General features: G+C 71.9%; 8 protein-coding genes. 2 read left to right on the top strand and 6 right to left on the bottom strand.

Annotated elements, in window-relative coordinates; all coding sequences use genetic code 11:
- Window positions 1-2: 2 nt before the first annotated feature.
- The 3 genes from IE108_RS28615 to IE108_RS28605 form a co-directional block, all read right to left on the bottom strand.
- Window positions 3-1,736, bottom strand: a complete 1,734-nt coding sequence (locus IE108_RS28615; protein WP_064730817.1) for a BCCT family transporter — start codon at window positions 1,734-1,736, stop codon at window positions 3-5.
- An 80-nt stretch (window positions 1,737-1,816) separates the two neighbouring features.
- Entirely contained in the window at window positions 1,817-3,100 is a 1,284-nt protein-coding gene (locus IE108_RS28610; protein WP_064730816.1) for a M14 family metallopeptidase, read from the bottom strand.
- Window positions 3,097-5,058, bottom strand: coding sequence for a Xaa-Pro dipeptidyl-peptidase (locus tag IE108_RS28605; protein WP_064732052.1), 1,962 nt, complete (start codon window positions 5,056-5,058; stop codon window positions 3,097-3,099). Before IE108_RS28605 ends, IE108_RS28610 begins: the two co-directional genes overlap by 4 nt.
- 163 nt (window positions 5,059-5,221) lie before the next feature.
- Between IE108_RS28605 and IE108_RS28600 the strand changes: the two genes are divergently transcribed.
- Complete coding sequence (locus IE108_RS28600) at window positions 5,222-6,715, top strand: M1 family metallopeptidase (protein WP_189397784.1); 1,494 nt, start codon at window positions 5,222-5,224, stop codon at window positions 6,713-6,715.
- 104 nt (window positions 6,716-6,819) lie between these two features.
- Here IE108_RS28600 and IE108_RS28595 read toward each other — a convergent pair whose 3' ends face one another.
- Complete coding sequence (locus IE108_RS28595; RefSeq protein ID WP_064730814.1) at window positions 6,820-8,292, bottom strand: amino acid permease; 1,473 nt, start codon at window positions 8,290-8,292, stop codon at window positions 6,820-6,822.
- A 236-nt stretch (window positions 8,293-8,528) separates the two neighbouring features.
- Here IE108_RS28595 and IE108_RS28590 point away from each other — a divergent pair, with 236 nt between their 5' ends.
- A complete protein-coding gene (locus IE108_RS28590) occupies window positions 8,529-9,269 on the top strand; it encodes a MerR family transcriptional regulator (RefSeq protein WP_064730813.1) in 741 nt (246 codons plus the stop codon).
- 8 nt (window positions 9,270-9,277) lie between these two features.
- On the opposite strand, the gene IE108_RS28585 is transcribed toward IE108_RS28590, so the two are convergent.
- Window positions 9,278-11,458: a 3-hydroxyacyl-CoA dehydrogenase NAD-binding domain-containing protein gene (locus IE108_RS28585; protein WP_064730812.1), complete on the bottom strand. Its 2,181-nt coding sequence runs from the start codon at window positions 11,456-11,458 to the stop codon at window positions 9,278-9,280.
- Between the two features lie 44 nt (window positions 11,459-11,502).
- Window positions 11,503-12,717, bottom strand: coding sequence for an acetyl-CoA C-acetyltransferase (locus IE108_RS28580; protein ID WP_064730811.1), 1,215 nt, complete (start codon window positions 12,715-12,717; stop codon window positions 11,503-11,505).
- Between the last annotated feature and the right edge of the window lie 6 nt (window positions 12,718-12,723).

Below are 12,723 nucleotides of genomic sequence, written 5' to 3'. Positions count from 1 at the left end.
GATCAGTGGTGGTGGTGCTCGCCGATCGGGTCGCCCTCCACGTCCGTGCCGGCCCCCGGGCCGATCCGGATCTCGTACTCGCCCTCGTACCGCTTGTGCCCCTCGATGACGGCCAGTTCGACGGCCTCGGAGGCCATCTCGCCGCGGACGATGAGCGGGTCGCGGCGCAGGTCGCGCATGAGCGCGAAGCACATGAAGATCATCACGATGACGAAGGGCGCCGCCGCGAGGATCGTGAGGTTCTGCAGACCGGTGAGCGCGTCTCCCTCGCCGCTGCCGACCAGGAGCATGATGGCGGCGACCGCGCCGGTCACGACGCCCCAGAACACGACGGTCCAGCGGCTGGGTTCGAGCGCGCCCCGCTGCGAGAGGGTGCCCATCACGATGGAGGCCGCGTCGGCGCCGGAGACGAAGAAGATGGCGACCAGGATCATCACCAGCAGGCTGGTGGCCGTGGCGATGGGGTACTCCTGGAGCACCGCGAAGAGCCGTCCCTCGGGCGTGGTCTCGTCGCCGAGGCGGTTCTGCTCCTGGAGCCGCATCGCCGAGCCGCCGAAGATGGCGAACCAGACCAGGCTGACCGTGCTCGGGACGAGGATGACGCCGCCGATGAACTGGCGGATGGTGCGGCCCCGGCTGATACGGGCGATGAACATGCCGACGAAGGGCGTCCAGGAGATCCACCACGCCCAGTAGAAGACGGTCCAGCTGCCCAGCCAGTCGGCGACGCCCTCGCCGCCGCTGATCTCGGTGCGGCCGGCCATCGCGGGCAGGTCGCCGAGGTAGCCGAAGATCGAGGTCGGCAGCAGGTCGAGGATGAGGATGGTCGGGCCCGCCACGAACACGAACACGGCGAGGAGCAGTGCCAGCACCATGTTGGTGTTGGACAGCCACTGGATGCCCTTCTCGACGCCGGAGATGGCGGAGGCCACGAACGCCACCGTCAGCACCGCGATGATGCCGACCAGCAGTCCGGTGCTGACCTTGTCCATCCAGTCGAGCTGCTCCACGCCCGAGCCGATCTGGAGCGCGCCGAGGCCGAGCGAGGCCGCGGAGCCGAAGACCGTCGCGATGATGGCGAGGATGTCGATGACGCGGCCGCTCACGCCGTTGGCGTGCTTCTCCCCGATGAGCGGTGTGAAGACCGCGCTGATGGTCTGGCGGCGGCGCCTGCGGAACGTGCTGTAGGCGATGCCGAGGCCGACCACCGCGTAGATCGCCCACGGGTGGAGCGTCCAGTGGAACAGGGTGGTGGCCATCGCCGTCGTCATCCGGTCGCCGGCGTCGGCGGGGTCGGTGCCGGGCGGCGCGGTGTCGAAGTGCGCCAGCGGCTCGCTCACGCCCCAGAACATCAGGCCGATGCCCATGCCCGCGCTGAACATCATGGCGATCCAGGACACGGTCCGGAACTCGGGTTCCTCGCCCTCGGCGCCGAGGTGGATGCGGCCGTACCGGCTGGCCGCGAGCCAGAGGGCGAAGACCACGAATCCGGAGGCGGCCAGTACGAACGCCCAGCCGCCGTTGTGCATCAGTCCGCTGAGCATGGTGCCGGAGGCGTCCTCCAGCGAATCGGTGCCGGCCGCGCCCCAGACGACGAAGGCCAGGGTGAGGGCCGCGGTGACGCCGAAGACGACGCGGTCGGTCCGGGGCTTGTGCTCGTGCCCCGCCAGGCCCGCCTCCGACCCCGGCAGCGTGCCTCTTTCGTGCTCTTCCTTGTCGCTCGGGTCCTGTGTCACAGGCGGCACCTTTCAAGTCGGGGAGGCCGAGAATAGTCGTCCGCTACGCCCATACCACGTGCGACGCGGAACTCACCCCGTCAGCAGCGGGCGTCGGGTTCACCCGCCGTCAGGTGGTACGCCGCCCGCTCGTCTAGGAGCAGCGGCACGAGGGCGCGCAACGGCTGGCGCAACGGTACGTAGGCGCCCTTCTCCCCGCTCGGACGCACTTGTACACCGTGCAGGGAAAGCTCGTCCCCAATGTCCTTGTACTGGGCAGCCGTCAGCCGGTAGCCGCAGGGCGGGTCCTGGATCACCTCGGCGGGTTCGGCCGGGTCGTTGTCGGCGCCGCCGAGGTAGACGGGACCGGTGCCGGTGCCGCCGGCGCGGCGGGCGGTCTCGGTGGCCGCCTCGACCTGGCCGCGCCGCCGGTCCGCGAAGCGGAACATGCCGTCGAGCGCGGCGAGCTGGGAGTCGACCCGGCGCCGGTTGTTCAGGGCCGGGTCGTCCCGTTCGGCGTCGGTGAGCGCGTCGACGCGGCTCTCGATGAGCAGGCCGACCCCGTGCTTCACGCCGGACATGTTGCGCAGGATGCGTTCCTGGCCGTCGCCGGCGGTCTGTTTGACGGGGTCTCCGGTGACGGGGTCGGTCCAGATGCCGTAGGTGCCGGTCGAGTGGCCGGCCCGCTGCGCGGCGGGGCGGACGTATGCCCCGGAGAGGGTGCGGGCCTCGTCGTGGACGCGCGGGTGGGTGTTGAGGTTGCGGGGCCAGAGGTCGAAGAGGTCCTTGTCGTAGTACGGGGGTGTGGCGCCGTACTCGTGCAGGTCGTAGACGACGTCCGGGCGCCGGTCGCGGACGACGGCGGCCATGGCGCGGGCCTCGGCGGTCTCCAGCGCGAGGTGGTCGCGGTTGACGTCGACGCCGTCGCCGTTGCCCCGGGTGTTCGCGGCCCGGCCGTCGGGGTTGGCGGTGGGCACGACCAGCACGGCGGTGCGGTCGAGGAAGTGCCGGGTGCGGGGGTCGGTGGCCCAGGCCAGGTCCCGGACCGTGGACAGGCAGGCCTCGCGGCCGGAGGGTTCGTCGCCGTGCTGGCTGCACACGAGGAGCACCTTGTTGGGGGCGGAGGCCCGGCCGAGGGTGACCAGGCGCAGCGGCCGGTCCTGCTTGGTGGTGCCGATGCGGTCCACGTCGACCCGGCCGCTCGCGCGGTCGGCGGCGGCCAGCAGCGCCGCTTCCTCGGCCTGGGTGGTCCAGCGGGCGCCGCCGCTCTGTTCGAAGCCGGTGCGGGGCGGTTGGTGTGCGGAGCCGGCGGCCTGGGCGGGTGCGGTGAGGAGGGACGCGGCGAGGGCCGCGGTGGTCACGGTGAGGACGCGCAGACGGTTCACCGGGCTCCCTTCGGGACGCGGTGGGGGGTGCGGGGCGGCGCGGTCACGCCGTCGAGGGGGGTGGGTGCGGCGGCGGTGGCCGCCGTGCCGGCGGTGGCGCGGGCGAAGGCGTCGGTGCCGCCGACGAACGGTACGCTCGCCGAGGTCCTGGCGAGGCCCAGCGTGAGCGTCGGGGTGTCGGCGGGCGGGTCGATGAGGCCCCGGTCGGTGCCCGCGACGATCAGGGCGAGCCGGTGACCGGCCGGCACGACGTGGTCGGTGGCCGCGAGGTCGAGCGTCATGGTGTACGCCTTGCCCGGGGTGAGCGGGCGGCCCTGCCACCGGGAGGCGTGGTTGCCGAGGTCGGCCCAGCCGCGGCTGACGACGGTGTACTCGACGTCGGTGGTCTTCGCCGCCGTCTCCAGGTAGCAGGAGCTGTCGCCCTCGGTCCGCGGTCCCCAGCAGGTGCGGTGGGTGAGGGTGCTGATGCCCTCGCCCTCGGCCGCGTAGTCGCGGACGGTGTCGGGGCCGAGGTCGACGAGTACGGCGGACAGGTGGGCGGTCGGGGTGCTCGACCGTGCGGTGACGGTGACCCGGGAGGCGCCGGCCAGGCGCAGGTCGCGGGTGAGGGGGCCGGTGACGAAGCCGGCCTTCTCGGGCGTGGACGCGTCGACGTGCGCGGCCCAGTCCGTCTCGCTCAGCGCGGGATCGTCGGTGAAGGTCTCGGTGCCGCGGTCCGGGCGCAGGCCGAGGGTGCCGACGCCCGGACGGTCGCCGTCGGCCGGGCGCAGGGTCGCGGGGGCCGTGGTGCGCGGCGGCCAGCTGCTCGACGTCTCCCACTGGCCGGGGTGGCGTTCGACGTCGGCCACGGGTTCGCGGTCGATGCCGTTGTCGTATCCGAGGAGTTCGTGGTCGAACCAGCGGTGCAGGGTCTCGACCCACTCGGCCCGGCGGAAGTCGAAGGGGTCGACGTGACCGGTCTGGGAGAGCCAGATCTTGCGGTCGACGCCCTGCTTCGCGAGGGCGTCCCACCACGGGCCGACGTGCTGCGTGCGGACGTTGAGGTCCTGCATGCCGTGGACGAGGAAGACGCTGGCCTTCACCTTGCCCGCGGCCTTCACGTAGTCGCGCTCGCTCCACAGCCGGGTCAGGTCGCCGCTGCGCGGGGCGCCGTCGACGAGCCGCTGCTGGACGGCCCCGCAGCGGGCGCGGGCGTCGGGGCTGTCGACGTAGTCGGAGAGCCAGTCGGGTCCGGAGTCGTAGAGCGGGGCGCCCTGGCTGAAGTAGTAGTCGTACCAGGAGGAGATGGCGGCGATCGGCACGATGGTCTCCAGGCCCTCGACGCCGGTCGCGGCCACGCCGTTGGCGATGGTGCCGTCCCAGCTCTTGCCGATCATGCCGGTCCTGCCGTTGGTCCACGTCGCCGCGGCGCGCTCGCCGCCGGTGCGGCTGGTGTAGGCCCTGGCGCGGCCGTTGAGCCAGTCGACGACGGCCTTGGCGGACTGGACGTCGGAGCGGCCGCCGACGTCGACGCAGCCGTCGGAGCGGTTGGTGCCGGCCAGGTCGACGCCGACGAAGGCGTAGCCGCGGGGCACGAAGTAGTTGTCGTAGTGCAGCGGCATCCCGACGACGTCGCCGTCCGCGTCGTAGGTCTTCTTCTGGCTCTCGTTGCCGCGCCCGCAGCAGGAGTAGTACGGGCTGGCGTCCATGACGACCGGGACCTTGCGCCCCTGCCGCGCCGGTTCGCGCGGGCGGACGATGTCGACGGCGACGCGGTCGTCCGCGCCGTCGCCGTCCCCGTCGTACCCGGTGTCCACCCAGACGGCCTCGCGGACGGCGTTCGCGTAGGAGTACACGGGTTGGCTCTGCCGGGGTGCGGGGTGCGCCGTCGCGGCGGGCGTGAGGAAGGTCGCCAGGAGTGCGGCCATGGCCGCCGTCGCGAGCGTTCTCCAGGTCGTGAAGCGCGTGCGTATCGGCATGCGCGGACGGTACATCGGTCAACTCCCGCGCAGAAGAGGGCAACGGGTGGCCGATGACGGCCGGATGGCGATCGTGTGACAGCGGTGGCCGTGGACATGACGGTGCGCACAGGGGCTGAATAGGCTCCGAACAGACTTCGTGCCCCTACGACTTGGAGCTTTCGTGCACCGCAGAATCATCGTGCCGGGCGCACTGGGCGCCGCCTCGCTCGTGCTGGCGATCCCGGCGTCGGCGGCGGCCCCCTCCCCCGGCGCTCCGGGGATCGGCGACCCCTACTACCCGGCCTACGGCAACGGCGGATACGACGTCTCCCACTACGACCTGCGCCTGAAGTACCAGCCGGCCACGGACCGGCTGGAGGGTACGGCGACGATCCTGGCCCGCACCACCGCGGACCTGTCGCGGTTCAACCTGGACTTCCTGCTGGACGTCGGCGAGGTGCGGGTGAACGGCGCGAAGGCGTCGTTCGCGGCCTCGGGCGAGCAGGAGCTGGAGATCACGCCGGCGAAGCCGCTGGCCAAGGGCGCGGCCCTCACCGTGGTCGTCCGCTACAGCGGGGTGCCGTCCTCGAAGGAGGCGTTCGGCTTCACCAGCTGGCACCGCACCCCGGACGGCGGCGTCGCCGCGAACGAGCCCGAGGCCGCGGCGTGGTGGTTCCCGGCCAACGACCATCCGCGCGACAAGGCCACCTACGACGTGTCCGTGCAGGTGCCGGACGGCACCCAGGCGATCTCCAACGGAACGCTCCAGTCGACGAGTTCGCGGCTCGGGTGGACCCGCTGGAACTGGCGGTCCGACAAGCCGCAGGCCACGTATCTCGCCACGCTGGCGGTCGGCAGGTTCGACCTCACCACCGGGACCACGGAGAGCGGGATCCCGGTCGTCAACGCCTACAGCAAGGACCTGGGCGCCGACGACGGCGCGGCGCGGGCCAGCGTGGAGCGCACGGGGGAGGTCGCGGACTGGCTGACCGGCTACTTCGGGCCGTATCCCTACAACGCGCTCGGCGGTTACGTGCCGAACACGGACACCGGGTACGCGCTGGAGACGCAGACCCGGCCGTTCTACAGCCCGCGGCAGTTCGCGGGCGGCTCGAACGTGTCCGTCGTCGTCCACGAGCTGGCCCACCAGTGGTACGGCGACCTGGTGTCCGTGCGGGGCTGGAAGGACATCTGGATCAACGAGGGCTTCGCCCGCTACGCCCAGTGGCTGTGGTCCGAGCACGAGGGCGAGGGCACGGCGCAGGAACTGGCCGACTACACGTACGCCTCGCACCCGGCCGACGACCCGTTCTGGACGGTGCGGCCCGGCGACCCGGGGCCGGAGAACCAGTTCGACGCCGCCGTGTACGACCGGGGCGCGCTCGCCGTCCAGGCGCTGCGCAACGAGATCGGCGACGAGGACTTCTTCACCGTCCTCAAGGGCTGGCCCGCGCGGTACGCGCACGGCAACGCGTCGGTCGCGGACTTCCAGCGGTACGCCGAGGAGGTCTCCGGCAAGCCGCTGGCGGCGCTCTTCGACACCTGGCTGTTCCAGCCCTCGAAGCCGGCCACTCCGGCGGCGCGCACGGCCTCCCGGGCCCCGGCCTCGGACACGCCGGCACAGCCCCGGTCCTGGCGCCGGATCACCGCGACGAACGACGTGCACGAGCACTGACGGCCGGTCGCGCCGGGCTCAGCCGCCTCGCGGGTGAGGCGGCCGAGCGCGGTGCGGTGGCCGGGCGCGCGGCACGGTGGCCGAGCGTGGCGCGGTGGCCCCTGTTACCCCTGGGGCCCGCCCAGCCGTTGCCTGTCGGCCTCCTGGGACACGCGGCGGCGGACTCCGAACCAGCCGGCCACCAGCATCACCGCGATCACGGGCACCAGCAGGACGGTCTTGCGGCCGACCTCCTCGTCGTTCCACATCAGGCCGATCACGGCGAGCAGGAAGGCGATCGTGACGATCTCCGTCACGGGGCTGCCCGGGAGGCGGAAGTGCGGGCGCTCGACCAGGCCCGCGCGGGCCCGGCGGACGAAGACCAGATGGCAGATCATGATGATCACCCAGGTGCTGATGATGCCGAGGGAGGCGACGTTCAGCACGATCTCGAAGGCCTTGCTCGGCACCAGGAAGTTCAGTCCGACGCCGAGGACGCAGACCGCGCAGGTCAGCAGGATGCCGCCGTAGGGCACCTGGCTGCGGCTCATCACGCCGGTGAACCTGGGCGCGGAGCCGGACATCGCCATGGAGCGCAGGATGCGGCCCGTGGAGTACAGGCCCGAGTTCAGGGACGACATCGCCGCGGTGAGGACGACGAGGTTCATCACGTCGCCGGCGGCCGGGACGCCGATCTTGGACAGGACGGTGACGAACGGGCTCTGGTCGCCTGAGTAGACCGAGCTGGGCAGCAGCAGCGCGAGCAGGACGACCGAGCCGACGTAGAAGAGCGCGACGCGCCACATGATCGAGTTCACCGCGCGCGGGACGATCTTCTCCGGCTCGGCGGTCTCGCCGGCCGCGACGCCGACCAGCTCCAGGGCGGCGTAGGAGAAGATCACGCCCTGCATGACGAGGACCACGGGCATCACGCCGTGCGGGAGCATTCCGCCGTGGTCGGTGATCATGCCGATGCCCGGGGTCTGGCCGCCGACCTCGTGCTGGGTGGCCAGCAGGAAGATGCCGATCAGCATGAAGCCGATGAGCGTGGCCACCTTGACGATCGCGAACCAGAACTCCATCTCGCCGAAGATCTTCACCGAGATGAGGTTCACCGCCAGGACCACCGCGAGGGCGATCAGGGCGAGCACCCACTGCGGGATGCTGGTGAACATGGACCAGTAGTGCGTGTACAGCGCGATCGCGGTGATGTCGGCGATGCCGGTGGTCGACCAGTTCAGGAAGTACATCCAGCCGGCGACGTACGCGCCCTTCTCGCCGAGGAACTCGCGCGCGTACGACACGAAGGACCCGGAGGAGGGCCGGTAGAGCACCAGCTCGCCGAGGGCCTTGACGACGAAGAAGGCGAAGACGCCGGCGACGAGGTAGGCGATCGCGAGCGCCGGGCCCGCGTCGCGCAGTCTGCCGCCCGCGCCCAGGAAGAGGCCGGTGCCGATGGCGCCGCCGATGGCGATCATGTTGACGTGGCGGGCCTTGAGGCCCTTGCTGTATCCGGCGTCGCCCGCGTCCGCGGGGATGGTCCCGGCCGCCTCGGGATGGGCGGCGACCTGTGCCGTGTCTACGGCGTCCTTGCTCACGGGTGGTTCCACTCTCTGGTGCGCCCGGGCGGAGTGCGCCCGGGTCGTCCGTACCTGTGCGTCGGGCCCGCACCACCCTTGACGCGGCACAGACCAAGACGGCACCTTCCCACGACGCTGCGTCGACATGCGGTGGCTCATGTCACACAGCGTGACTTCTCACAAGATCCCTCCGCGGCCTCCACCCGGTGCGCAAGAGGTTTCACAGCACTGGTGGGACAGCGATACTGCTGCACATGACGACGACCGACGCCGGGGAGCCGACCCTCACGATCGACGAGCTGGCCGCGCGGGCCGGCGTCACGGTGCGCACCGTCCGCTTCTACGGCACCAAGGGGCTGCTGCCGCCGCCGGTGATCGGGGCCCGGCGGGTGGGGCACTACGGCCGGGAGCACCTGGCCCGGCTCGCGCTGATCGAGGAGCTGCAGCACCGGGGCATGACGCTGGCCGCGATCGAGCGCTACCTGGGGCAGCTGCCCCCCGACCTGAGCGAACACGACCTGGCGCTGCACCGCGCGGTGGTGGCCTCGTGGGCGCCGCAGACGGTGGAGAGCGTCACGCGCGCGGAGCTGGACCGGCGTGCGGGCCGGGCGCTGACCGGCGAGGAGGTGGACCGGCTGGCGGCGATGGACGTGGTCGCGCGGGACGCGGACGCGCCGGACGGCGACGCGTACCGGGTCGACGGCGGGCTGCTGCGGCTCGGCGTCGAACTGCTCGACGTCCCCTTCTCCCCCGAGACGGTGCTGGCCGCCCGCACCGCGCTCCTGGAGCACTCCCGCGCCGCCGCCCGGGACCTGTCGCGGCTGCTGCGCGACGCGGTCGCCGAGCGCGGGGCGCGGGACGTGCGGTCACTGTCCGCGCACATGCACCCGCTCGTCGTGCAGGCCCTGCTGACCACCTTCCAGCGGTCGCTGCGCGAGGAGATCAGGGAGTGGATCGACGGCGCCGGCGAGGACGGCCCCGCCGCCGCGGACTGAGGCGTTCCTCAGCGGCCGTCGGTGAAGACCTCCCCCTTGCCGGCCTTCTCCACCAGCAGCGCGGGCGGCGTGAAGCGATCGCCGTAGCGGTCGGCCAGTTCACGCGCGCGTGCCACGAAGCCGGGCAGCCCTCCCTCGTAGCCGTTGACGTACTGGAGCACGCCGCCGGTCCAGCCGGGGAAGCCGATGCCGAGGATGGAGCCGATGTTGGCGTCGGCGACGGAGGTCAGGACGCCCTCCTCCAGGAGCCGGACGGTGTCGAGCGCCTCCGCGAAGAGCATCCGTTCCTGCATGTCGCGGAACGGGATCTCGTAGCCCGGCTTGGTGAAGTGCTCCCGCAGCCCCGGCCACAGGCCGCCGCGCCCGCCGTCCTCGCCGTACTCGTAGAACCCGGCGCCGCCGCTGCGCCCGGGGCGCCCGAACTCGTCGACCATGCGGTCGATGACGACGTCCGCGGGGTGCTCGGTCCAGGTGCCGCCGGCCTCCTCGACGGCCCGCCGGGTCTCCGCCCGGATCTTCCGCGGGAGGGTGAGCGTCAGCTCGTCCATCAGGGAGAGCACCTTGGCGGGGTAGCCCGCCTGGGCCGCCGCCTGCTCCACGGACGCGGGCTCTACGCCCTCGCCGACCATGGCCACGCCCTCGTTGATGAAGTGGCCGATGACCCGGGAGGTGAAGAAGCCGCGCGAGTCGTTGACGACGATCGGCGTCTTGTTGATCTGCCGGACCAGGTCGAAGGCGCGCGCGAGCGCCTCGTCACCGGTCCGCTCGCCCTTGATGATCTCGACGAGCGGCATCTTGTCGACCGGCGAGAAGAAGTGCAGCCCGATGAAGTCGCCCTGGCGCTCGACGCCCTCGGCCAGCGCGGTGATGGGCAGCGTGGAGGTGTTGGAGCAGAGCAGGGCGTCGGGGGCGACGACGCTCTCGATCTCCTGGAAGACCTTGTGCTTGAGCGAGGTGTCCTCGAAGACGGCCTCGATCACCGCGTCGCACCCGGCGAGGTCGGCGGCCTCGGCGGTCGGCGTGATGCGGGCGAGCAGGGCGTCGGCCTTCTCCTGGGTGGTGCGGCCCTTGGCGACGGCCTTGGCGCACAGCTTCTCCGAGTAGCCCTTGCCCTTGACGGCGGCCTCCAGGGCGACGTCCTTGAGGACGACGTCGATGCCCGCGCGTGCGCACGAGTAGGCGATGCCGGCGCCCATCATGCCGGCGCCGAGGACGGCCACCTTGGTGACCTTGCGGGGCTCGATGCCCCGGGGGCGGTTGGCGCCGGAGTTGACGGCCTGGAGGTCGAAGAAGAACGCCTGGATCATGTTCTTCGAGGTCTGCCCGGCGGCCAGCTCGACGAAGTAGCGGGCCTCGATGACCTGGGCGGTCTCGAAGTCGACCTGGGAGCCCTCGACGGCGGCGGCCATGATGTTGCGCGGCGCCGGGTAGGGGGCGCCGGCCGTCTGCTTGCGCAGGTTGGCGGGGAAGGCGGGCAGGTTGGCCGCGAACTTCGGGTGCGACGGGGTGCCGCCGGGGATGCGGTAGCCGGGCCTGTCCCAGGGCTGCGCGGACTCCGGGTTGGCGTCGATGAAGGCGCGGGCCCTGGCGAGCATGTCCTCGCGGCTGTCGGCGACCTCGTCGACCAGGCCGTTCTCCCGGGCGCGGCGCGGGTTGTACTGGGTGCCCTGGAGGAGCACCTTGAGCAGCGCGTCGGTGATGCCGAGCATGCGGACGGTGCGGACGACTCCGCCGCCGCCGGGGAGCAGGCCGAGGGTGACCTCGGGGCAGCCGATCTTGGAGCCGGGGGCGTCGAGGGCCACGCGGTGGTGGCAGGCGAGGGCGATCTCGTAGCCGCCGCCGAGGGCCGCGCCGTTCATTGCGGCGACGACGGGCTTGCCGAGGGTCTCGATGCGGCGCAGGTCGCGCTTGATGGCCATGCCGCCGTCGAAGAGGTCCTGGGCGGTCTCCGGGGTGACGCGGATCAGGTCGCGCAGGTCGCCGCCGGCGAAGAAGGTCTTCTTGGCGGAGGTGACGATGACGCCGCGGATCGAGTCCTTCTCGGCCTCCAGGCGGTCGGTGACGGCCGCGAGGGAGGCGCGGAACGCCTGGTTCATGGTGTTGGCGGACTGGCCGGGGTCGTCGAGGACGAGCGTGACGACGCCCGTGTCGTCCTGTTCCCAGCGGATGGTGGTGGGCTCGGTGCTCATGAGGGTGTGCTCCAGGTGATCCGTCGTATCCGTCGGGAAGGGGGTCAGACGCGCTCGACGATGGTGGCGATGCCCATGCCGCCGCCCACGCACAGGGTGGCGAGGCCGTAGCGCTTGTCCTGGCGTTCCAGTTCGTCGACGAGGGTGCCGAGGATCATCGCGCCGGTGGCGCCGAGGGGGTGGCCGAGCGCGATGGCACCGCCGTTGACGTTGACCTTGTCCAGCGACAGGCCCATGTCCTTGACGAAGCGCAGGACGACCGCGGCGAACGCCTCGTTGATCTCGACGAGGTCGATGTCGTCGATGGTCAGGCCGGCCTTGGCGAGCGCCTTGCGGGTGGCGGGGGCGGGGCCGGTGAGCATGATGGTGGGCTCGGAGCCGGACACGGCGGCCGAGACGATCCGGGCGCGCGGGCGCAGACCGTAGCGGTCCCCCACCTCCTGGGAACCGATGGCGACCAGGGAGGCGCCGTCCACGATGCCGGAGGAGTTGCCCGCGTGGTGGACGTGGTCGATCTTCTCGACCCAGTGGTACTTCTGGAGCGCGACGGCGTCGAAGCCGCCGAGTTCGCCGATGTCGGCGAAGGACGGCTTGAGGCCGGCGAGGGAGTCGGCGGTGGTGCCGGGGCGCGGGTGCTCGTCGTGGTCGAGGACGGTGAGGCCGGAGCGGTCCCGCACGGGCACGACGGAGCGCTCGAAGCGGCCGTCCTTCCAGGCGGCGGCCGCGCGTTCCTGGGAGAGGGCGGCGTACTCGTCGACGTCGCGGCGGGTGAAGCCCTCGATGGTGGCGATCAGGTCGGCGCCGATGCCCTGCGGCACGAAGTTGGTGGCGAGGTTGGTCATCGGGTCGTTGAACCAGGCGCCGCCGTCCGAGGCCATCGGCACCCGGGACATGGACTCGACGCCGCCCGCGAGGACCAGGTCCTCCCAGCCCGAACGCACCTTGGCGGCGGCGAGGTTGACGGCCTCCAGACCCGAGGCGCAGAAGCGGTTCTCCTGGACGCCCGCCACGGTGTCCGGCAGCCCCGCGGCGATGGCGGCGATGCGGGCGATGTCGGAGCCCTGGTCGCCCACGGGGCCGACGACGCCGAGGACGACGTCGTCGACCGCGGCGGGGTCCAGGTCCGGGAAGCGGGCGCGGATCTCGTGGATGAGGCCGACGACCAGGTCGACGGGCTTCGTGCCGTGCAGGGCGCCGTTCGCCTTGCCGCGTCCGCGCGGGGTGCGGATCGCGTCGTACACGTACGCTTCGGTGGTCACTGGCAG

The organism is Streptomyces parvulus (genome assembly GCF_014648855.1).
Classification (GTDB): Bacteria; Actinomycetota; Actinomycetes; order Streptomycetales; family Streptomycetaceae; genus Streptomyces; species Streptomyces parvulus.
This window is presented reverse-complemented; position numbering and strand designations above follow the sequence as displayed.

Excerpts from the sequence above, each read along its gene's own strand:
- IE108_RS28605 (WP_064732052.1), bottom strand. The coding sequence starts at position 5,058 with ATGCCGATACGCACGCGCTTCACGACCTGGAGAACGCTCGCGACGGCG.
- IE108_RS28590 (WP_064730813.1), top strand. The coding sequence starts at position 8,529 with ATGACGACGACCGACGCCGGGGAGCCGACCCTCACGATCGACGAGCTG.
- IE108_RS28585 (WP_064730812.1), bottom strand. The coding sequence starts at position 11,458 with ATGAGCACCGAGCCCACCACCATCCGCTGGGAACAGGACGACACGGGC.